The sequence below is a fragment of the Streptococcus sp. 2018110 genome (genome assembly GCF_019754115.1).
In the GTDB taxonomy this organism is placed as follows: Bacteria; Bacillota; Bacilli; order Lactobacillales; family Streptococcaceae; genus Streptococcus; species Streptococcus hashimotonensis.
Genome location: NZ_JAIJZO010000002.1, coordinates 140,134 through 161,319 on the forward strand (window position 1 = coordinate 140,134; position 21,186 = coordinate 161,319).

Here is a 21,186-nt window from a genome sequence, read left to right on the forward strand (position 1 = left end):
TTACCTCTTTCCAATCGGGATGTAAACCAAATTCCTACCACCTAAGTAGGAAGAGCGCGGACGAATCAATTTATTATTTTTCCGTTGTTCCTGGACATGTGCAATCCACCCCGCCATACGGCTCATTGCAAAAATCAATGTAAAAATATCACTATCAATACCTAGCACATGGTAAACTGTCGCCGAATAAAAATCTACGTTTGGAATTAAACCTTTTTTGTTTTTAATAAAACTCTCTACTTCCTCTGACAATCTATAAAACGCTTCATCGTCTGTTCCGAATGTCAAATCACGCGCCATCTCCTTCAAATACTCTTGACGAGGATCAACCGTTTTATAGACTCGATGTCCAAATCCCATAATTTTTTCCTTCGAATCCAGCTTCTTCTGCAAATATCTCTCGGTATCACCACTCTCACGAATAGCCAGCAACATGTCAAACACTCGTTCATTTGCACCACCATGCAATGAGCCTTTCAGAGTCCCAATTGCCGTGGTGACACAAGAATATAAATCCGTTAACGTTGATGCCGTGACACGCGCAGCAAAAGTAGACGCATTCAATTCATGATCAGCATGAAGCACCAAAGCTTTGTTAAACGCTTTGATTTGCAAATCACTCGGCTCCTCACCGTTCAGCATATAAAGAAAATTCGCCGCAAAACCCAGATCAGCCCGCGGTTCGATTGGAACCAATCCGCGTCTCAAACGAGCAAATGTTGCAATAATCGTCGGAACCTTGGCCATAATCTGAATAGATTGTTCATACAAAGCTTCTAACGAATTCTCCTCAGCGTGTACATTATATACTCCAAGGAGAGATACTGTCGAACGCAACACGCTCATAGGATGCAAATGTCGCCGCGATTGAATCAGAATACATTGCTCTATCGCATCTGAAATCGCGTATTCTTTTCGCAGGCTTTTCTCAAAATAATTTAATTCAATCTGAGTTGGCAAATGCAGGTTCCACAGAAGATAGATGACTTCCTCAAAAGAAGCGTTATTCTCCATCAATTCAGCAATGTCATATCCTGCATAGGACAAGCGGTCATTTTCAATTGCACTGATTCGCGTATCACAGGCAATCGCATCTTTTAACCCATTCGTTTCTGTCATACCTTTCCTCCTAGTTTCTTTCTTACTACCATAGGTAAAATACCTCCGTGGCGATAATAACGAATATCCGCCTCTGCATCAAACCGCACCAGAGCTTGAAACTCCTTTGTAACATCGCCTGTTTGCGCATGGACTGTCACAATTTGACCAACACCGACATCTTCTGGCAAGTCGATTGTATAGCTTTCATGTCCAGTCAAGCCAAGACTTTCTGCCGACTGACCTTCTAAAAATTGTAAAGGAAGAACACCCATCATCACTAAGTTTGAACGGTGAATCCGCTCAAATGACTCAGCAAGAACAGCCTTCACACCAAGTAAACTTGAACCTTTGGCTGCCCAATCACGGCTTGACCCCATCCCATAGTCTTTACCAGCAATAACAATACTACCGATACCAGCTTCCTTATATCTCATAGCCGCATCATAGATAGGAAGAATCTCATCACCAACTCTTGTCCAACCACCAATTTTTCCATCTGCCAGCTCATTCTTTATACGAATATTTGCAAAAGTCCCACGCATCATGACTTCGTGATTTCCACGACGACTTCCATAAGAATTAAAATCCTTATAAACAATGCCATTCTCTTCGAGATAACGAGCGGCTGGACTCAATCGTGCAATATTCCCTGCCGGGGAAATATGATCTGTCGTTACAGAATCGCCAAATTTAGCCAAAACAGATAAATTTTCCAGTGGTTTTATGGATAAATCTGCCTGCATATTGTCAAAATAGGGCGGATTTTGAATATAGGTAGAAGAGGAATTCCAATTGTAATTCTTATCTGTCTTTGTTTCAATCGCATTCCAAGCCTGACTATCTGTAAATACCTGTTGGTATTCTTTCTTATAAAGGTCACGAGTCACATAACGCTCAATGTAGTCATCTACCTCCTCACGACTTGGCATAATGTCCGCAAGGTAGACAGCTTGTTGCTTCTCATCATACCCCAGCGGTTCCCTTGTTAAATCTACATTCATATTTCCCGCAATAGCATAGGCAACAACAAGCGGTGGGCTCGCTAAGAAATTAGCTTTTACCAATGGATTAATCCGTCCTTCAAAGTTACGATTTCCAGATAATACCGCAGAAACCAATAAATCTTCTTCCTTAATCGCCTCCGCTACTTCAGGACGCAGATCACCTGAGTTACCGATACAAGTTGTACAACCATAACCAACCAAATTGAACCCTAAGGCATCTAGATAGGTCTGTAAACCTGATTTTTTCAAATAGCCAGTCACTACTTTTGAGCCTGGTGCCAATGACGTCTTGACCGTCTTAGAAACCGCCAAACCTTTTTCTACCGCATTTTTTGCCAGTAATCCTGCCGCCAAAAGGACATACGGATTGGATGTATTTGTACATGAGGTAATCGCCGCAATAGCAACATGACCTGTTTGAATTTGCTCCTCTCCTTCAACATACTTAACCGTGGCTGTTTTATCTAACTCTGCTTCCTCCAAACCAAATCCACGCACACCTACTTCACGTATTAAACTAGCCTGAAACTCTGCTTTTGCATCTGTAAGTTCTATCAAATCTTGTGGTCTTTTAGGACCAGAAATAGATGGAACTACTGTCGATAAATCCAATTCTAAAACCTTGCTATAAGACGGAAAACGTTCAGCATCATAGAATAAATAATTAGCCTTAGCATAGGCTTCTGTCAACTCCACGTGCTCCTCCGAACGGTTGGTCAATCTCATATAATGTAAAGTTTCTCCATCAATCGGGAAATAGCCACAAGTCGCACCGTATTCTGGAGCCATATTGGAAACAGTTGCTCGATCCGCTAATGTGAGAGAAGATAAACCTGGTCCAAAGAATTCGACAAACTTCCCAACTACATTTTCCTGACGTAGAAGTTGAGTGACCTTAAGAGCCAAATCCGTTGCAGTAGCAACCTTAGGCAATTGCCCTGCTAGGCGAACACCGATCACCTCAGGGATAGGAAAATAAGATGCTTCACCCAACATTGCAGCTTCCGCCTCAATACCACCCACACCCCAACCAAGTACACCAATACCATTAATCATGGTCGTATGACTGTCTGTACCAAACATAGAATCTGGATAAAGCAAGCCATCCTTGTTGATAATAACATCGCTTAGAAATTCAATGTTTACCTGATGGATAATTCCTGTCGCTGGAGGCACAGCACGATAATTTTCAAAGGAATTCTCTGCCCACTTCAGAAATTCATAGCGTTCATTATTTCTTTCGAACTCTAAGTCAATATTTTTCTCCAGAGCATCTTCAGTCCCAAAAAAATCAACTTGAACAGAGTGGTCGATGACTAAATCCACTGGAATTTCTGGGTTAATCAATTCAGGGTTTCCACCTGCTTTCACCACCGCATCACGCATGGAGGCTAAATCTACCACAACAGGAACACCTGTAAAATCTTGCAAAATAACACGACTAGGTTTAAAGGGGATTTCTCCTTTAGGAGATGCAGCCTGATAATGAAGCAACTCCATTATGTGATTTTTTGTAACATCCACGCCATCTTCTTTTCTTAAAAGACTTTCTAATAAAATACGAATAGTATAGGGAAGCGAATGAATATCCACTTTTTCTTCCGTTGAAATCGAATCCAATGCATAATATGAATATTCTTTCCCTTTATGAAACAAGCTTTTTCTATGTAATTTTTCCATATTTTATAACCTCTTTCAGCATTATTGAATAGTATAGTACAAAATGTAATATATATTCAATACATGTATAACTATAAATGTTATATTTTGTGACACAGTATGTTTCCTTCAAAATATTATGACATTTGCAGAAAAGCTAATCTATATTTTACTGAGAGATTGTTAGGGTTATCAAACTAAATAGAAACAGCTATGTAAACGCTATTTTTCGACTTAGCGGCAATGAGCGGATGTACAATATATGGTGTTTTATAAAAATATTATGCACTATATTTTGTGATTTTAAATAAACTTCCTTCTTGACTTTAACCTTAAAATCTTGTATCCTAGATTGGTAACAAAATTGGGATTTTTTATTAATCCCTCATGGACAAAGGAGAAATTGAATGGTAACGATCTATTCAAAAAATGATTGTGTACAGTGTAAAATGACCAAGAAATTCTTGGACCAACATAGTGTAGATTATAAAGAAATCAATCTAGATGAACAGCCTGAATTTATCGATCACGTAAAAGGTCTCGGTTTTTCAGCTGCACCTGTTATCGAAACTGAAAATGATGTTTTCTCAGGTTTTCAACCAGGAAAACTAAAAGCCTTGGTTTAACTCCCTACTGTTTATAGAAAGAGATTGCGACTATGAGTTTAAAAGAGCTAGGCGATGTGTCCTACTTCCGTTTAAATAACGAAATCAACCGTCCTGTTAATGGGCAAATCCCACTCCACAAGGACCAAGAAGCGGTTAAGGCCTTCTTTAAAGAAAACGTCCTCCCAAATACCAAACAATTTGATAGTATTTTAGACAAGATTGCTTATCTATTAGAAGAAAATTACCTTGAAAAAGAGTTTTTGGACCAATACAGTCCAGAATTTATCATCAAAATTGATCAATTCTTGAAAGACCAAAATTTCCGCTTCAAGTCTTTCATGGCAGCTTACAAGTTCTACAATCAGTATGCCCTCAAAACAAACGACGGTGCCTACTATTTGGAGAGCATGGAAGACCGTGTTCTCTTCAACGCCTTGTATTTTGCAGAAGGAAATGAAGAGTTGGCCTTGAACTTGGCTAACGAAATGATTCACCTTCGTTACCAGCCAGCAACTCCTTCTTTCCTCAACGCAGGCCGTGCCCGCCGTGGTGAGTTGGTATCGTGTTTCCTCATTCAAGTCACTGACGATATGAACTCGATCGGGCGTTCTATCAACTCTGCTCTGCAATTGTCCCGTATCGGTGGTGGCGTCGGTATCTCCCTCAGCAACTTGCGTGAGGCAGGCGCTCCAATCAAGGGCTATGAGGGGGCGGCTTCTGGGGTTGTTCCTGTTATGAAACTCTTCGAAGACAGCTTCTCCTATTCTAACCAGCTTGGGCAACGCCAAGGGGCTGGGGTAGTATATCTGGATGTTTTCCACCCAGATATTATTTCCTTCCTTTCGACTAAGAAAGAAAATGCCGATGAGAAAGTTCGTGTGAAGACCTTATCACTCGGTATCACCGTTCCTGATAAATTCTACGAATTGGCACGTAAAAACGAAGATATGTACCTCTTCAGCCCATACTCAGTTGAGTTGGAATACGGTGTCCCTTATAGCTACCTTGACATCACAGAAAAATACGATGAATTGGTAGCAAACCCTCGCATTCGTAAGACAAAAATCAAGGCACGTGACTTGGAAACAGAAATTTCCAAACTCCAACAAGAGTCTGGCTATCCATACGTTATCAACATCGATACAGCTAACCGCAGCAACCCTGTTGACGGCAAGATTATCATGTCAAACCTCTGTTCGGAAATCCTTCAAGTTCAAACACCAAGCATTCTTAATGATTCGCAAGAATACTTGACCATGGGTACTGACGTTTCATGTAACCTCGGTTCAACCAATATCGTCAACCTGATGAAGTCACCTGATTTTGGACGTTCTGTTCGTACAATGACACGCGCTTTGACTTATGTCACAGATCATTCACACATTTCTGCTGTACCATCTATTGAAGCAGGAAACAGTCAGGCGCATTCAATCGGTCTTGGTGCCATGGGACTTCATTCTTACTTGGCTCAGAACCTGATTGATTACGGTTCAAAAACTGCCGTAGAATTTACCAACATCTACTTCATGCTCCTCAACTACTGGACCTTGGTAGAATCAAATAACATTGCCCGCGAACGCAAGGCAACCTTCCATAATTTTGACAAATCAAAATACGCAGACGGCACTTATTTCGATAAATACGTGACTGGTGACTACCAACCACAATCTGACCGTGTCAAAGAACTCTTTGAAGGGATTTTCATTCCAAGCGGACAAGATTGGGCTGACCTACGTGAGAAAGTCATGGCAGATGGTCTTTACCACCAAAACCGACTAGCTGTTGCACCAAATGGATCTATTTCCTATATCAATGATGTCTCTGCTTCTATTCACCCAATCACACAACGGATTGAAGAACGCCAAGAGAAGAAAATCGGTAAAATCTACTATCCAGCAGCTGGCTTGGCAACAGAAACTATTCCATTCTACAAATCTGCCTACGATATGGATATGCGCAAGGTCATCGATGTCTACGCTGCTGCGACTGAGCACGTTGACCAAGGTTTGTCCCTCACCCTCTTCCTTCGCAGCGAGCTTCCAAAAGAACTCTACGAATGGAAAAAAGAGAACAAACAAACTACACGTGACCTCTCTATCCTTCGTAACTACGCCTTCAACAAAGGTATCAAGTCTATCTACTACATCCGTACCTTTACCGATGACGGCGAAGAAGTCGGCGCAAACCAATGTGAAAGTTGTGTGATCTAAGATGTGAGGACGTTAAAAGGACACAGCAAAAATAGGAAATACCATAGAGATGTCTTACATCTCGTAGGGATTTATCTTTTTTGCCAAGTCCTTAGTCCGAACTCGATTTCGACGTAGCAAGATTAGCTGTTGGCAAACCAACTACCTAGTCTACGCCAACCGCTATAAGCGGATTGGCTAGCTACCTCACTAACTCCGAAACTGAAGAAATATCGTCTTCAGTTTCTGCGTGTCGTAAGACACTAATGCTAAAGCATCTAATGAATGAACGGGAGTGGGAAAGAACTCGACTGGTCTAAAAAAAGAGTTCGTCTTCCCACCCCCGCACAGTTGATTAGGTCAGATTTGGAGTGTGAAACGCGAACAAATCTGCCAATCAACCACTGCGCTGAGATGTTGACACGAACTCTGGGTAGTGGAGCTGGGCTTTTTGCCCAGCCCCTCCTAAGCGGCTTACTACCTTACGACACTGTCGTTCATGATGCGAAGCAACTAATGAGCGCTCGATTAAAAATCCCTTTTAGGGGATTTTTTTACAGGCTACTATCTATTTGTGATATAATATTTGAAGTATAAGAAAAAGAAAGAGAATATGATGGAAACCTACTACAAAGCCATAAACTGGAACGCCATTGAGGATGTTATTGACAAGTCAACTTGGGAAAAGTTGACCGAGCAATTCTGGCTCGATACACGTATCCCATTATCAAACGACTTGGATGACTGGCGTAAACTGACTGCTGAAGAAAAAGACCTGGTTGGTAAGGTCTTTGGCGGTTTGACCCTCTTGGACACCCTTCAATCTGAAACAGGTGTCCAAGCTCTTCGCAACGATATTCGTACACCGCACGAAGAAGCTGTTTACAACAACATCCAATTCATGGAGTCAGTCCATGCCAAGTCTTACTCTTCTATCTTCTCAACCTTGAACACCAAGTCTGAGATTGAAGACATCTTTGAATGGACCAACAGCAACGAATACTTGCAACGCAAGGCAAAGATTATCAACGAAATCTACGAAACAGGTACACCACTTGAAAAGAAAGTAGCCAGCGTTTTCCTAGAAACCTTCCTCTTCTACTCTGGTTTCTTCACGCCACTCTACTACCTTGGTAACAACAAATTGGCCAACGTTGCGGAAATCATCAAGCTGATCATCCGTGACGAGTCAGTTCACGGTACCTACATCGGTTACAAGTTCCAACTTGGTTTCAATGAATTGCCAGAAGAGGAGCAAGATAAACTCCGCGATTGGATGTACGACCTGCTCTACCAACTTTATGAAAACGAAGAAGGCTACACACGCTCCCTCTATGATGCAGTTGGCTGGACTGAGGAAGTCTTGACTTTCCTTCGTTACAATGCCAACAAAGCCCTCATGAACTTGGGACAGGATCCACTCTTCCCAGATTCAGCAGATGATGTCAACCCAATCATTATGAACGGTATCTCAACCGGTACATCTAACCACGACTTCTTCTCCCAAGTTGGTAACGGCTATCTGCTCGGTGAAGTAGAAGCCATGCAGGATGATGATTATCTTTACGGTTTATAATCAAAAAAGCAGTTCAATCCGAGCTGCTTATTTTTTATACTAAAAATACAATCATCAAATAAGAAATACCGTTGTTGAGCATATGTAGCGCAATCGGATAACGAATATCACGTTTGATCAGATAGAGCCATCCTAGATTGAGTCCCATCGTGAAATAAATCAAAAATTGAGGAAGGGTTGCCGGCATATGGACTAGACTAAATAAAGACCCCGTTACAACAAGATAGATTCCAACAGCCTTCATATCTGCCATTTTAGGGAAGAAATAGGTCGCTAAAAATCCACGGAAGATCAATTCTTCTAAAATGGGAGCAAAAACCACTACTGAGCTAAATGCAATCAAGGGATAAGCTGATACGAATTCGATTACAAGCTTTTGGTTTTCACTTTCTGGGACTGGTACAATAAATTGGAAGATAAAAAATGCAATATAGAGTAATATCGGCCATTGAATCTTTTGGAACCATGAAGCTGTCACACGATAGTCAACAGATTGTCGTGGATAGATATACTTCCATAACAGAATAATGAGCGCAATGGAAAGAACAAGTCCAATTATCGCACAAATCCAAATTGTACTATCAATCAACTGGGCAGGAATGTCAGGAATCGTTTGTAAGGTTGGTCCTACCATTAGAAAACCTGAAGCAATTTGATAGGCAACAAAGTATAGGAATATCAATGCGGCGTGTTTGATAAATTTCAACATATTCCCTCCCTAAAAGCTCAAGTCAACAATATTATCGACCCGAACCAACTTGGTTTCAAGCTCCCCATTTGCTAATTCACGAGAAATTTTAACCCATTCCTCATCAACTGCCAAAATGGTGTATTCATAAGCAATAGAAAATTCCTCATCAAAGCGGATTTTGGCCTTACTTCCGACCAATTCTTTCAATAAAACTGACATCTGATTTTCTCCTTTTGTAGTTTTCTGCAACTTTTTTACCCTAGCTTGCAACTGCTTCACTTTTTTCCTATCTGATAGAGAATTGAAAAATAGAAATCCTACTAGAATCCATAAAAATAGTTCCATCCTATCCTCCTATATCAAGCCCAGACTTTGCATCAGTAGCATCAATAAAAATCCGAGAAAATTATTCAGACTGTGTAGAATAAGTGCATTGGTATATTTGCCAGAAATACGATAGGCGAGTCCCAGGATCAGGCCCATACCTTCATAGACAACCCAAGATCCAATATTGGTCGGATTGTGAATAAGTCCAAACAGAAAACTCGATAGCAATAATCCCACAATCGAATCCTTACCAAAGACTTTCCCCATAAGAATCCCTCTGAAAAGCAGTTCCTCCAAAACTGGAGCAAAGAAAACTGCAAAGAGAAATAAAACTAAGGTTGGCAAGCCTGAATTGTTGATAATTTCCTGATTGGCAGTCGTCTGACCGTATCCCTCTTCCAGCATAATCAATTGCCCACCAATTATTTTCAAACCAAACATAACGATAAAGGCGAGGGCTACAAAACCAACATTCGCACCCATCCTCCACTTCTGCTCACCTTTCCACAGACCTAATTTACCAGTCAAGATAAGACCAAGCACTACAGCAACCAACAAGAAGGCAGCAGCAATCAGAAGGTTATTCCCATCAAAATTTGGTAGAGTAAACATAGCCATCTGGGTCAATACATTAAGGGCAACGACAGCTAGTCCCACTAAGAGAAACTTCCAATTTTTAACCACATTCCAATCTTTGACATTTCCAAGTCTATTCATAGCAATCTCCTTCACATACACTAAGTCAGTTTTCATTACTTTCTTTTTCGATCAATAGCAGAGCTGGCAAGCCTAAAAGCATCGGTAATAGAATATTCAGATTTGACAAATCTATCTGCCCAGTAGCCAGCCACTCTCCGAAAATATAGCCAACTGCGTACATACCAAGACCGATTAATAGGACAAGATAAATTTTCATAAAGACTTTCATGAGCTAACTCCATTTAAACTAAATAAGCTTGATTTTCTTACGGTTAACAATATAGAAACTAAGGAATCCAACAAGAGTCATCAAGACAACTGTCATGGGAGTGACAAACTGGAAATACTCAGCTGCAGATGTCCCGCTTTCCTGTGGAATTTGTAACTGCCAGAGACCAATACTAACTAACAGACCGTAGACAGCAATCTGTAGGGTTTGAAACAGAGTTCGTTTCATCATTTTCTTCCGAGCCAATTTCACATCAGCCTTTGCAACAAACAATTTATCCAGACCCAACTGTTTGATAATGGCGTCCTGTTTGAATTGAGAATAAACCAATGTCAAGAAGAGGCTGATTCCCATGACATCTTCTCCCAGCGCAAAGCTAACTAGAAAGCTCACCAGTGTCACTGTCATAAAAAGCATATACATATTGTTGCCGAAATTCGTCAAGGTCGCATAAGACACCTCGTCTAACTCACCAACAATATCATAGAAATAACGAATTGCTTTGATGTGTAGATTTTCCTTTTTCATAACTATTACCTAAAAACCTTTCATAACATTCTTATTTGAAGTAACGACGGATCATGCGAACCTGCATAACATTGATGTAAACGTGAAGAAAGGCAACAACTAGAAAGGCTGTAATTTGTCGCTCCTGCAATAGCATGCTAAGTACAAATAGGAATAGATACAAACCTGGTAACACGATTTGATTCAATGTGAAGACGATTTGGAAACTCATTTCGTAGTTTGCTTGTTTCTCACCCTCGTCCATTGCCTCCATAAAATCCTTCACTTCTTTTACCGTAGCAAAAGCAGACAACTGATAGTCACGAATTTTCTGAGTTAATTTCATGATAAAAATCTGACCAATGAGAAGAATAACATAGAAAACTGCATCAAATATTGATCCGTACATAATCGCACTCTCTTCTAAGAAGGCAAAACCAAAACCTAATCCTAAATTTAAAAGTGTCAATGACGCAGCAACATTAAACATTATAATCGCATATTCTAGGTTACGATACATTTTCATATTTAGTTCATCTGCCCGTTCCTCATCCTCATCTGAAACAGAATGATAAAGTTTATAATTTTGATTAGCTTTAACACCAAAATATACGGTTCCGGCAAAAATTACAAAAGTAATGATACGCAAACAAAACAAGAAATTATCTAAATTGACAAAAGACGGTGATCCAAGCTTAGAAATCGATACTCCAAAAAAGCCACAAAATGCTCCAAAAATTGCCCCTAAAAACAAATAGGTAAGGTTCCTCATCCATCTTTGTTTTGTTGTAATTTGTTTCCCCTGTTTCATTCTCCAACCTCCACTAATTGAAAGACATTTTCCACATTTTCATTAAAAATCTGTGCTATCCGCATGGCAATGACCACGGAGGGCGTATATTCGCCCCGCTCAATCAAGCTAATGGTCTGCCGTGATACTTCTGCTAACTTTGCTAGCTCTGTCTGATTGAGACCATCTCTGGCTCGCAATTCCTTGAGCCGATTTTTTAAGACATATTCCATGAGTTTTCCTTTCTAGGCTTGGTAGATAATCAAGCCTGTTTCTGTGTCTTCGACAGCTATATTTTCCTTGGCAAACTTGACCAATAAGAGATAGGCATAGTAGAAATCGCCTACACAAGCCGCTGCATGCATAGTCACCAATATCAGATAAAGAGATACATCCATTCCCCAAAAAACTGCTACCATGGTCAAGCCCAAACTAATCACAACAAAGGGAGCCAGGCTAATCACTAGCATTTGCATCCTATTGTAGAGTGAACCTGGACTGGTCGCATAGGCCATGCCCGATTTCCATTTAAAACCAAACTTAACAAGATTTTCAGGACAAAAAATTTTGAAAAATAATCCATGAATAGCTTCATGTACAACTATCAAAATAGGAAATAGAACTGTTGCTATCCATAACTCTGGTAAGGTAAGCGGCAAATTTTGATCTACATTAGCCAGCAAGGAAAACGCTAACTTACCAAATAGCAGAGCAAATGGGAAGACCAGAACAATCGCAAGAATATTCAATCCCCACACAAACTTCTTATTTTCCATGATATTGACTTCAAATAACTTCTTTTTCGCTTCCATGCTTCTTCTCCTTCATTTTCCTACAAGCTAGACTAAACTATATAGTCCTAGAGCAACTCCAATCAGTAAGCCAATAATACTTGCCCCTGTAATCATAATCGCTGCCATATCAGCTGAAATATGTCGTTTCACGATCTATCTCCTTTTACTTATTTTCTTTTTTCTCCATTTGTAAACTTGCTTCGATACAAGCAATTGAGGCAATTAGAGTAGTCATTAGAGCTGTGTCCATATCGCTCCAACCCAGCAAATCAGAAAGGAGAATATAAACCAATAATAGAATGGACCCTATTTCGACCGCACGCGCAATGGTTGTTCCTGTAATCATAAAAGGTTGTTTCATTTGGTGACTCCTTATCTGTTCATCATATCAGATGAACCTTTTTGATTTTTATCTTGATATCATTGTAACACTTCTTTTTCTTTTTGACAACTATCTTTGTCAAAAAAATAATAATTTTTGTCAAAAAGTTTATGAAATTTGTCAAAATGACTAGAATGGATTACAAAAAAACTCCTTCATCCAGAGGATAAAAGAGTTTTTCGGTATAGATTACAAGTTTTCTGCTACACTGTTCAAGAGAGTTTGGATTGCAGAGGCATCACTACCGCCTGCCATAGCCATGTCTGGCTTACCACCACCACGTCCTGCTACGATTGGAGCAAGGACTTTGATGAGGTCACCTGCATGAACATCGCTTGATTTGCTGGCTACAAGGACATTGACCTTGTCACCGATTGCAGCAACCAAGACCAAGACATCTGAGTAGTCTTTTTGTTTCCAGTTGTCCGCAAAAGTACGGAGTGCACCTGCATCTGAAACTTGGACTTGGCTGGCAATGTAGCGAATTCCGTTAGCTCCTTTGACATCTTTGAAGACATCACCTGCCGCTGCTGCCGCTGCTTTTTCTTTCAGAGCAGCATTTTCTTTTTGCAGGTCACGCACTTGCTCTTGAAGGCTTGCGACCTTGTTTGGTACTTCCTTGATCTGCGGTGACTTGATGGTTGCCGCTACTTCTTTGAGGGCATCTTCTTGGTCACGATAGGCAAGGAAGGCTTCACGGCCTGTTACCGCAATGATACGGCGAGTACCTGAACCGATACCTTCTTCTTTCAGAATCTTGAAGATACCGATTTCAGCGGTGTTGCCAACATGGGTACCACCACAGAGTTCGACAGAATAGTCACCGATAGTAACAACGCGGACTTCTTTACCGTATTTTTCACCGAAGAGGGCCATGGCACCCATTTCCTTAGCTGTGTCAATATCAGTTTCAACTGTCACAACTGGAATAGCATTCCAAATTTGCTCATTGACTTCTTCTTCGATACGACGAAGTTCTTCCGCAGTAACTGCCTCAAAGTGCGTAAAGTCAAAGCGGAGGAAGTCTTGCTCATTCAAGGAACCAGCCTGCGTTGCATGCTCACCGATAATATTGTGAAGAGCTGCATGGAGCAAGTGAGTTGCTGTGTGGTTCTTCTCAACACCCTTACGTCGTTTTGTTTCGATTTCAAGTGTGTAGGTTTGACCAACTGAAATGCTTGCGGACAGTTCAGCTGTGTGCAATGGTTGACCATTTGGTGCTTTCTGCACATCGATGACAGTCGCAACAATGTCTCCAGCAGCATTTTTCACAAAACCATGGTCTGCAACCTGACCACCCATTTCTGCATAGAATGGTGTTTGGTCAAAGACAAGGAGAGCTTGACCTTCTGAGACTGCTTCTGTACGCGCATTATCAGCCACAATGACAGATAAGCTTGCCTCAAGAGCTGTTTGACCATAAACAAAGGTCGACTCTTCTGTGATAGCAGCCAGGGTTTCATTTTGCATGCCCATTGAACCACCTTTGACAACTGAAGCACGGGCACGGTCTTGTTGCTCTTTCATAGCCGCTTCAAAGCCAGCAATGTCAAGGGTCATACCACGGTGCTCAGCCAATTCTTCTGTCAATTCTACTTGGAAACCATAGGTATCATAGAGTTTGAAAATGTCACGACCATCAATCTCAGACTTACCTTCTGCCGCCAATTTGTCCATCAATTGCTCAGCAAATTGTGAACCTGTGTGGATGGTACGAGCAAATGACTCTTCTTCACTCTTAACAATCTTCTCAATAAAGGCACGTTTTTCAAGCACTTCTGGATAGTAGCTTTCCATGATATTGCCAACTGTTTCCACCAATTTGTACAAGAATGGCTCTGTAATGCCCAAACGTTGACCATGCATAGAAGCACGACGAAGTAAACGACGAAGGACATAACCACGGCCTTCATTTCCAGGAAGGGCACCGTCACCAATGGCAAATGAAAGAGCACGGATGTGGTCTGCGATAACCTTGAAGCTCATGTTGTCTCCATCTGGATCGTAAGTCTTACCAGAAATCTTTTCTACTTCACGAATGATTGGCAAGAAGAGGTCTGTTTCAAAGTTGGTCTTAGCCCCTTGGAAAATAGCTGCCAAACGCTCCAAACCTGCGCCCGTATCGATGTTTTTATTTGGCAATTCCTTGTATTCAGAACGCGGAACAGCTGGGTCTGCGTTAAACTGGGACAATACGATATTCCAAATCTCGATATAACGGTCATTTTCAATATCTTCTTCCAAGAGACGGATACCAATGTTTTCAGGGTCAAAGTCAGTACCACGGTCAAAGAAAATCTCTGTATCTGGACCAGAAGGACCTGCACCAATTTCCCAGAAGTTATCTTCAAGCGGAATCAAGTGGCTTGGCTCAACACCAAGAGCAATCCAACGATTGTATGAATCCACATCATCTGGATAGTAAGTCATATAGAGCTTGTCTTTTGGAAAGGCAAACCATTCTGGGCTTGTCAAGAGCTCAAAGCCCCACTCAATCGCTTCATCACGGAAATAATCACCAATAGAGAAGTTACCAAGCATTTCAAACATGGTGTGGTGGCGGGCAGTCTTACCAACGTTTTCAATATCATTGGTACGGATGGATTTTTGGGCATTGGTAATCCGTGGGTTATCTGGAATGACAGAGCCATCAAAGTATTTCTTAAGGGTTGCAACACCAGAGTTGATCCACAAAAGAGTTGGATCATTTACTGGGACAAGATTTGCTGAAGGCTCAACAGAGTGCCCCTTTGATTTCCAGAAATCCAACCACATTTGACGAATTTGAGCAGAAGATAAATTTTTCATAAATTAAGATACTAAGGGCGTTAAGCGGACAACGTCAAAATAGGAAACCTGACGAAGACGCTTGCGTCTAGGAAGGTTTTCTCTTTTTGACAAAGTCCGTAGCCCGAGTTCATTTCAGAATAAACTCAATGCCCTTTCCTTTCGTTTAGATATTTTGAGAAATTATTATTAGAAAGAAGCCAGCCTTTCGGACGGGTTCAATTCAGAAAATTATCTAAATTGAACATTTCCTTTCATAAGTGATAGTTAGGCGGGTTCAATTTAACGAAACAGTTAAACTGAATGATTATTTCACGATTAATTCGATGCATCTTCCATCATTTCGATGTAGTCAATTGCGACCACCAAGGAAATGACCAAATCTGCATAGGAGTCCTCCAATACAGTAACGGAGTAATGAGAAGTTAAATGAAAGAGTTCTTTGGAGATTTCAGCCACGAGCATACCATCTGGCCTTTTCAAGCGAAAATCCAAATCCCAGATATTTCCATCTAGGATTAAACCTAGATTTTCCACAGTATAGCGATCCTTGAAAAAAGTAAATTCCTTTTGCAAGTAGAAAGAATGACCATCTGCCATATCAATGGTAAACTGGGGCAGGAAGGTCAAAAACTTCTTAGTAATCTGACAAACTTCCCCACCTCTGGAATTGGTCACAATAAATCGTTTTGGAATTTCGAGAAAAGATCCCTCCACTTGATAAGCAAGATTCCCAAAACTATCACGAATATCAAATTTTTCACCACCAAAGGTAAAGTGCTGTTTCACTTGAAATTGCTTCATGATAACCTCCAAAAAAAATAACAAGAAACCAAACGAAGGGCGAAAAACCGCGGTACCACCTTCATTCAATGACTTGTCATTCTCATTTCATAACCTATATTCAATTGTTCCATTAAGTAGCAAGATACTTGGCTTAGATGGCTCGCAACAACCGCCAATTTTCTGAACTAAGTAATCAAGTATCTATTCTTAATAAGTAAAGCGTCAATTATTGACCTGAAGAACTAGAAGATTCTGTTGTTGAAGAAGAGCTACTTTCCGTTGATGAAGAACTGCTTTCTTCTGTTGTCACATATTGTGAAAGAAGATTTTGGAAAGCACTGTCTTTAACCTTAACGTTTGCTTTTTGGAGCGCTTCTTTCAGCACAGTAGCAACAAACGATGAATCACTTTGCTTTTGCGCCAAAATAATTTCCTTCAACTTATCCTTGTAGTCTTCCCATTTAGCAGATTTTTCTGACTTCGCTTCCAGTTTTACAACATAGTAGCTAGTAGTATAAGTTTTTAAGTCAACTGCAGAAACAATTGAAGCTCCTACTTGACCTGCATCCAAGGCAAAGACCGCTTTTTGAACTTCTGTAGGAACAGTTGTTGAAGTTGAATCGAATTTAACTTCGCCTCCATTGTCTTTTGTAGCAGTGTCCGTAGAATTGTCTTTTGCCAATTGAGCAAAATCTGCACCTGCAGCTTGTGCTGCAGCTAAAACTTCTTTTGCCTTAGCTTCATCCGCCAATTTGATGACACGTGCTGTTACTTCTGGGGTATAGACCTCGTAAGCCGCCTTGTAGTTCTCATCGGTCAATTCCTTCTCAGCAGCCTGTTTTACAGCATACTCAACTAATTTATTAGTACGGATTTGTTCTTTGTAAGTTTCTTGAGTCAAGCCAGCTGAAGAAAGAGCTGTTGCAAATGAATCACCATATTGCTTTGCCATTTTGTCATAAGCCTCATCAACTTCTTTCGCAGTCACTTTGTCACCATACTGCTCTTCAAATACGTTACTGATAACCATTGACAACAAAACCTGTTGGGCTTGTGAATTTGTTTTTACCTTCTCATAAAATTCAGAAACAGTGATTGTGTCACCTTTCATCGTAATGATATCTTTATCAGCTGCATTGGAACAAGCAGCGAGTGTTACTGCAGCAAAGAGTGTTACTGCACCTGCAAGAATTTTTTTAGTTTGTTTCATTAGAAACTCTCCTTTTTTTCGTTAACCCTTTTATTATAACACAAAAGCTTAAAAACTTCTTAAATTTCTGTATGTTTTAAGTCAACATTTTCCCTATTTTTTCTCAACATAAGGAGACCGTCACTCATGGAAACAAGACTAGCAGTCACATCTGGATTATCCAAAGTCGCATCGAATAAACGTTGCAATCCCTTATAAATAGTGCGCTGCCCTCTTCTGACATCCTTGATGTCTTTGGCAACATCTCCTCCTTGGAAGATGTCATCCAAAATGATTAAACCGCCTACTTTGACCTTTTTCAAGACTTCGGGTAAAAATACAATATATTTTGATTTAGCAGAATCCATGAAAACAAAATCATATGTGTTATCTGGTAAAGTCGGAAGAATATCCATGGCTTCCCCTTCCAGCAATTCAATCTGCTGGCGCTGATCATATTTGGCAAAGTTTTCCTTTGCAAAGCCAATCATTTCTTCATTTCGATCAATCGTTGTAATCTTCGAATGCGGACTATTGTCAGCCATCAGTAACGCAGAGAAGCCAATAGCAGTTCCAATTTCTAAAATATGTTTAGGTTGAAGTGTCTGCATCAGCAAGCGGAAATAGGCTACCGTTTCATGAGGGATGACTGGAATATTTTCTTGACGAGCAAACTCTTCCAGTTCTTTCAAAAAACCTGTATTTTGCGCCTGACGTGTTCGCATAAAATCCACAATTTCTTCCTTGACAACTGGACGGCGCATATTGTGATTTGCGTTTTTACTATATGATTCGACCATAGAATCCATTATATCATAAGCCGACAAGATTTTCTTCCACAACACACTAAAAGGTAGGTTTCCCCACCTTTTCTTTACATATTTTTGGCGTAATCAATTCGATACCCTAAATTTCCAGCTAGTTCTTGAAGTCGAACAAAAGTCGCTTGCTTACTGAAAAAGAGATAGTAACTATCCGTGTCCATATCTACTGCCCCTAGACAAAAGTTTTCATCAAGATATTTGCTATCAACGACTCTTGCCCATTCTGAAATAGAGGCAGCTGGATTTAATCCATCTGAATCCAATTTGAGAGAAATCCCTGCATTGCGGACTTGATGAAGACGGTCAAAAAAGTAGATAAAATCTTCAAGATTATCCTTATAATCACGCACACAAATATAGTTCAAATGCTCTAGTAATTTTATCAAGATTAACCAAAGATTTTCCTTTTCAGACTCCCCAACACGATCCAAGAAATCATCGAATGAATCTGGTTCTAGGATGCGTTCAATAGAGTTTAGAATCTGATTCGGATCACTAGCAAAAACCACATCTCTAAGTTGGAGAAATAGCTCCCTGTCACCATTTGACATGAGGTCCGCCAGTTCAAAAATGTCCTGTAGCTGTTCTTCCGTTAACATAATACCTCCATTATGAATTTGAAAAATCCCATCTTATATGCGGTGCTACTTGCTCTACAAAATGGTAAATATCATTAAAATCTGCACCATCAAGCTTATTCAAATTAACGACTGCAAGTAGTGCTCCCTTATTTCCTACGATTCGCAAACGTTTCGACTGATAGCCACGATAGACGGGAGAAACGATGTATCGAATCTCCGCAATCTCTTCTAACGAATGGCGCTGATAGTCTCCTCCTGCTCTGCTTTGATATTCTAAATACTGCTCATTCAAGACAAAGACAGCTCCCTGTTTGCGCAAGAAATAAGCATATAATGCTGACGGAATATTCAGCAATAAATAACACAATCCTGAAACCACTGCTGGTTCCGGCTTTGTCATTAAGCCAATTCCAATCAAGACCAAACCAATACTGACTGCAACTGGTATCACAATCGAACGTTTATAGGAAATCATATTAGAGGTGCACACCTTTCTCAACGAGAGCTTCTAATTCTTCCAAACGAGCTTCAAATACCTTGAAAGCATCGTTGAGGTAATCTTCCTTGGTCATGTCTACGCCAGCTTTGGCAATGACATTGAGAGAGTAATCTGAGCTACCTGCTTTGAGATAGTTGAGATAGTTTTCTTTGTCTTCTGGGCTGCCATTGACAATCTTGTTTGCTAGAGCTGATGCTGCTGCGAAACCTGTTGCATACTGATAGACATAGAAATTGTAATAGAAGTGTGGAATACGAGCCCACTCAAACTGGATTTCTGGATTTTCTTCTGCAGAAAGCCCGTAATATTTTTCGTTAGTCTGACCGTACAATTCATTGAGGAAATCAGCCGTCAAGACTTGACCTTCTTGGTCCGCCTTATAGATTGCTTGTTCAAACTCGGCAAATTGGGTCTGGCGGAAAACAGTACCACGGAACCCATCTAGGTAATGATTGAGAATAGCAAAGCGTTCCTTGTCATCTTCTACTTCTGCCAAGAGTTTTTCTGTCAAAAGATTTTCATTGGTCGTTGAGGCAATTTCAGCCAAGAAGAGGGAATAATGTCCATAGACATAAGGTTGAGTCTTACGAGTCAACATAGAATGGAGAGAGTGACCTGTTTCATGGATAAGAGTGTACATGTTATCCAAGTTATCCTGCCAGTTGAGAAGCATGAAGGCGTTGGTGTCGTAGGCACCTCCTGAGTATGCTCCTGAGCGTTTTCCTTCATTGACATGGACATCAATCCAGCGTTTTTCAAAGGCTTCCTTCACAATAGCCGAATACTCCTCACCGAAAATTTCCAAGGTTTCTTGGCATTTTTTGAGAGCATCTTCATAAGAAATCTTGGTACTGAAATCTGACAATGGTGTGTACATATCGTACATCTTCAAGTCATCAATACCCAGGAGTTTCTTACGCAAATTGATATAACGGTGCAAGAGCGGAAGGTGCTTGTTGACTGCCGCCACTAATGTATCGTAAACAGATTCTGGAATGAAATTAGCTGCAAGTGATGCGTGACGGGCTGAGTCGTACTTCCGCAAACGAGCTTTCAGGTTATTGACCTTAACATTAGACTGCAGAGTCTTAGCGTAGGTATGCTGGAACTGCTCGTAGGTTCCGTACATGGCCTCATAGGCTTCTTGGCGGACATCACGGTTTTTAGACTCCATAAAGTGGATGTAGTTTCCGTGTGAAAGTGGCACCAAGTGACCGTCTTCATCTGCGATTTCTGGGAAACGCAGGCTGGCATTGTCCAAGACTGAGAAGGTTTCAGCCGGTGATTCGAAAATCTCGCTGGTCGCTGCTAATACTTCTTCCACCTCTTGTGACAAGACGTGGTCCTTAGCTGCTAAAAGTTTTTCAAATTGGTGGCTGTACTGAACAAGAGCTGGCTCTTCTACTTTAAAGGCTTCCAACTGCTCTTCAGTAATGGCCATAAATTCAGGCTCATAGAAGGCAAAAGCCTGTGAAAAGACCGAATACAAGCCCATGGCTTTAGCTTGAAATTCCTGGTATTTGCCTTCACGAGTATCTTGGTCGTTCTTCATAGACGCATAGACATAGAGTTTTTCAATGCGACGCATAAGACCAAGTTGCGTTTCGCTGATTTCCAAAAGGCTTTTAGCTGAGTCGAGCAAGTGACCTGCAAATTCTTTTGTTTTTTCAGTTTCAGCTTGTAAATCTGCAAGTTCTGCTTCCCAGGCTTCATCTGTTGGGAAAATAGTGGTCAAGTCCCACTGGTATTTTTCTTCAATTTCGTAACGTTGTTTAGACATAATTAATCCTCCGTATCCTTTATTCTAACATAAAAAATCCCCTCTTTCCATAGGAAAGTGAGGGCTTATTGGTTACTATTCAACTGGAAAATAGTTTTTGGCATTCGCTATAGCAAGTCGCCACTAGGATAATAAAGTCTACAACCCTCACCAACAGTAGCATGACTAACATAAAATAACGAGC

Annotated in this window: 21 protein-coding genes; 3 read left to right on the top strand and 18 right to left on the bottom strand. The window is 40.7% G+C overall.

What is annotated here, in order from left to right; translation table 11 throughout:
* A complete protein-coding gene (locus K5Q34_RS02680) occupies positions 1–1,119 on the bottom strand; it encodes a citrate synthase (protein ID WP_221864465.1) in 1,119 nt (372 codons plus the stop codon).
* Positions 1,116–3,785 (bottom strand): aconitate hydratase AcnA, encoded by a 2,670-nt coding sequence (gene acnA, locus K5Q34_RS02685; RefSeq protein ID WP_221864466.1) that lies wholly within the window; start codon positions 3,783–3,785, stop codon positions 1,116–1,118. Before acnA ends, K5Q34_RS02680 begins: the two co-directional genes overlap by 4 nt.
* A 386-nt stretch (positions 3,786–4,171) precedes the next feature.
* Here acnA and nrdH point away from each other — a divergent pair, with 386 nt between their 5' ends.
* From nrdH to nrdF, 3 genes are all read left to right on the top strand, one after another.
* On the top strand, positions 4,172–4,390 hold the full coding sequence (gene nrdH / locus K5Q34_RS02690) for a glutaredoxin-like protein NrdH (protein ID WP_004299071.1): 219 nt from the start codon (positions 4,172–4,174) through the stop codon (positions 4,388–4,390).
* A gap of 32 nt (positions 4,391–4,422) precedes the next feature.
* Positions 4,423–6,582: a class 1b ribonucleoside-diphosphate reductase subunit alpha gene (nrdE, locus tag K5Q34_RS02695; RefSeq protein WP_044673789.1), complete on the top strand. Its 2,160-nt coding sequence runs from the start codon at positions 4,423–4,425 to the stop codon at positions 6,580–6,582.
* Positions 6,583–7,177: 595 nt separating this feature from the next.
* Positions 7,178–8,137: a class 1b ribonucleoside-diphosphate reductase subunit beta gene (gene nrdF / locus K5Q34_RS02700; protein WP_029751858.1), complete on the top strand. Its 960-nt coding sequence runs from the start codon at positions 7,178–7,180 to the stop codon at positions 8,135–8,137.
* Positions 8,138–8,171: 34 nt separating this feature from the next.
* Here nrdF and K5Q34_RS02705 read toward each other — a convergent pair whose 3' ends face one another.
* The 16 genes from K5Q34_RS02705 to pepF all read right to left on the bottom strand — a co-directional run bounded on the left by K5Q34_RS02705 (position 8,172) and on the right by pepF (position 21,002).
* Positions 8,172–8,846, bottom strand: a complete 675-nt coding sequence (locus K5Q34_RS02705) for a CPBP family intramembrane glutamic endopeptidase (RefSeq protein ID WP_221864467.1) — start codon at positions 8,844–8,846, stop codon at positions 8,172–8,174.
* A 9-nt stretch (positions 8,847–8,855) separates the two neighbouring features.
* Positions 8,856–9,173, bottom strand: coding sequence for a hypothetical protein (locus K5Q34_RS11915; RefSeq protein ID WP_099778852.1), 318 nt, complete (start codon positions 9,171–9,173; stop codon positions 8,856–8,858).
* 9 nt (positions 9,174–9,182) lie between these two features.
* Positions 9,183–9,872 (bottom strand): CPBP family intramembrane glutamic endopeptidase, encoded by a 690-nt coding sequence (locus K5Q34_RS02715; RefSeq protein WP_221864468.1) that lies wholly within the window; start codon positions 9,870–9,872, stop codon positions 9,183–9,185.
* Positions 9,873–9,897: 25 nt separating this feature from the next.
* On the bottom strand, positions 9,898–10,083 hold the full coding sequence (locus K5Q34_RS02720; RefSeq protein ID WP_044771275.1) for a hypothetical protein: 186 nt from the start codon (positions 10,081–10,083) through the stop codon (positions 9,898–9,900).
* Positions 10,084–10,101: 18 nt separating this feature from the next.
* Entirely contained in the window at positions 10,102–10,611 is a 510-nt protein-coding gene (locus K5Q34_RS02725; protein WP_205040975.1) for a DUF3278 domain-containing protein, read from the bottom strand.
* A gap of 31 nt (positions 10,612–10,642) precedes the next feature.
* Positions 10,643–11,401: a DUF3169 family protein gene (locus K5Q34_RS02730; RefSeq protein WP_221864469.1), complete on the bottom strand. Its 759-nt coding sequence runs from the start codon at positions 11,399–11,401 to the stop codon at positions 10,643–10,645.
* The gene (locus K5Q34_RS02735) at positions 11,398–11,613 is read right to left on the bottom strand and encodes a helix-turn-helix transcriptional regulator (protein ID WP_014637779.1); all 216 of its coding nucleotides are present in this window, start codon (positions 11,611–11,613) and stop codon (positions 11,398–11,400) included. The genes K5Q34_RS02730 and K5Q34_RS02735 overlap by 4 nt, the downstream gene beginning before the upstream one ends.
* A gap of 12 nt (positions 11,614–11,625) precedes the next feature.
* Positions 11,626–12,192, bottom strand: a complete 567-nt coding sequence (locus tag K5Q34_RS02740; RefSeq protein ID WP_221864470.1) for a DUF3267 domain-containing protein — start codon at positions 12,190–12,192, stop codon at positions 11,626–11,628.
* A 145-nt stretch (positions 12,193–12,337) separates the two neighbouring features.
* Positions 12,338–12,535, bottom strand: coding sequence for a hypothetical protein (locus K5Q34_RS02745; RefSeq protein ID WP_044680986.1), 198 nt, complete (start codon positions 12,533–12,535; stop codon positions 12,338–12,340).
* A 210-nt stretch (positions 12,536–12,745) separates the two neighbouring features.
* On the bottom strand, positions 12,746–15,364 hold the full coding sequence (gene alaS / locus K5Q34_RS02750; RefSeq protein WP_221864471.1) for an alanine--tRNA ligase: 2,619 nt from the start codon (positions 15,362–15,364) through the stop codon (positions 12,746–12,748).
* Between the two features lie 297 nt (positions 15,365–15,661).
* On the bottom strand, positions 15,662–16,147 hold the full coding sequence (locus K5Q34_RS02755) for an LURP-one-related/scramblase family protein (protein ID WP_221864472.1): 486 nt from the start codon (positions 16,145–16,147) through the stop codon (positions 15,662–15,664).
* Between the two features lie 208 nt (positions 16,148–16,355).
* On the bottom strand, positions 16,356–17,339 hold the full coding sequence (gene prsA, locus K5Q34_RS02760; RefSeq protein WP_221864473.1) for a peptidylprolyl isomerase PrsA: 984 nt from the start codon (positions 17,337–17,339) through the stop codon (positions 16,356–16,358).
* A gap of 59 nt (positions 17,340–17,398) precedes the next feature.
* The gene (locus K5Q34_RS02765) at positions 17,399–18,118 is read right to left on the bottom strand and encodes an O-methyltransferase (protein ID WP_105183953.1); all 720 of its coding nucleotides are present in this window, start codon (positions 18,116–18,118) and stop codon (positions 17,399–17,401) included.
* 74 nt (positions 18,119–18,192) lie between these two features.
* Positions 18,193–18,741, bottom strand: a complete 549-nt coding sequence (locus K5Q34_RS02770) for a DUF6630 family protein (protein ID WP_024384845.1) — start codon at positions 18,739–18,741, stop codon at positions 18,193–18,195.
* A gap of 10 nt (positions 18,742–18,751) precedes the next feature.
* A complete protein-coding gene (locus K5Q34_RS02775) occupies positions 18,752–19,198 on the bottom strand; it encodes a hypothetical protein (protein WP_105154474.1) in 447 nt (148 codons plus the stop codon).
* A 1-nt stretch (position 19,199) separates the two neighbouring features.
* A complete protein-coding gene (pepF, locus tag K5Q34_RS02780) occupies positions 19,200–21,002 on the bottom strand; it encodes an oligoendopeptidase F (protein ID WP_221864474.1) in 1,803 nt (600 codons plus the stop codon).
* Positions 21,003–21,186: the final 184 nt, after the last annotated feature.

Coding starts and splice junctions, on each gene's coding strand:
- K5Q34_RS02765 (WP_105183953.1), bottom strand. CDS start 18,118: ATGGTCGAATCATATAGTAAAAACGCAAATCACAATATGCGCCGTCCA.
- nrdE (WP_044673789.1), top strand. CDS start 4,423: ATGAGTTTAAAAGAGCTAGGCGATGTGTCCTACTTCCGTTTAAATAAC.
- K5Q34_RS02770 (WP_024384845.1), bottom strand. CDS start 18,741: ATGTTAACGGAAGAACAGCTACAGGACATTTTTGAACTGGCGGACCTC.
- K5Q34_RS02680 (WP_221864465.1), bottom strand. CDS start 1,119: ATGACAGAAACGAATGGGTTAAAAGATGCGATTGCCTGTGATACGCGA.
- K5Q34_RS02715 (WP_221864468.1), bottom strand. CDS start 9,872: ATGAATAGACTTGGAAATGTCAAAGATTGGAATGTGGTTAAAAATTGG.
- K5Q34_RS02725 (WP_205040975.1), bottom strand. CDS start 10,611: ATGAAAAAGGAAAATCTACACATCAAAGCAATTCGTTATTTCTATGAT.
- K5Q34_RS02755 (WP_221864472.1), bottom strand. CDS start 16,147: ATGAAGCAATTTCAAGTGAAACAGCACTTTACCTTTGGTGGTGAAAAA.
- K5Q34_RS02730 (WP_221864469.1), bottom strand. CDS start 11,401: ATGAAACAGGGGAAACAAATTACAACAAAACAAAGATGGATGAGGAAC.
- K5Q34_RS11915 (WP_099778852.1), bottom strand. CDS start 9,173: ATGGAACTATTTTTATGGATTCTAGTAGGATTTCTATTTTTCAATTCT.
- K5Q34_RS02705 (WP_221864467.1), bottom strand. CDS start 8,846: ATGTTGAAATTTATCAAACACGCCGCATTGATATTCCTATACTTTGTT.
- pepF (WP_221864474.1), bottom strand. CDS start 21,002: ATGTCTAAACAACGTTACGAAATTGAAGAAAAATACCAGTGGGACTTG.
- K5Q34_RS02745 (WP_044680986.1), bottom strand. CDS start 12,535: ATGAAACAACCTTTTATGATTACAGGAACAACCATTGCGCGTGCGGTC.
- alaS (WP_221864471.1), bottom strand. CDS start 15,364: ATGAAAAATTTATCTTCTGCTCAAATTCGTCAAATGTGGTTGGATTTC.
- K5Q34_RS02735 (WP_014637779.1), bottom strand. CDS start 11,613: ATGGAATATGTCTTAAAAAATCGGCTCAAGGAATTGCGAGCCAGAGAT.
- K5Q34_RS02720 (WP_044771275.1), bottom strand. CDS start 10,083: ATGAAAGTCTTTATGAAAATTTATCTTGTCCTATTAATCGGTCTTGGT.
- prsA (WP_221864473.1), bottom strand. CDS start 17,339: ATGAAACAAACTAAAAAAATTCTTGCAGGTGCAGTAACACTCTTTGCT.
- K5Q34_RS02740 (WP_221864470.1), bottom strand. CDS start 12,192: ATGGAAGCGAAAAAGAAGTTATTTGAAGTCAATATCATGGAAAATAAG.
- acnA (WP_221864466.1), bottom strand. CDS start 3,785: ATGGAAAAATTACATAGAAAAAGCTTGTTTCATAAAGGGAAAGAATAT.
- nrdH (WP_004299071.1), top strand. CDS start 4,172: ATGGTAACGATCTATTCAAAAAATGATTGTGTACAGTGTAAAATGACC.
- nrdF (WP_029751858.1), top strand. CDS start 7,178: ATGGAAACCTACTACAAAGCCATAAACTGGAACGCCATTGAGGATGTT.
- K5Q34_RS02775 (WP_105154474.1), bottom strand. CDS start 19,198: ATGATTTCCTATAAACGTTCGATTGTGATACCAGTTGCAGTCAGTATT.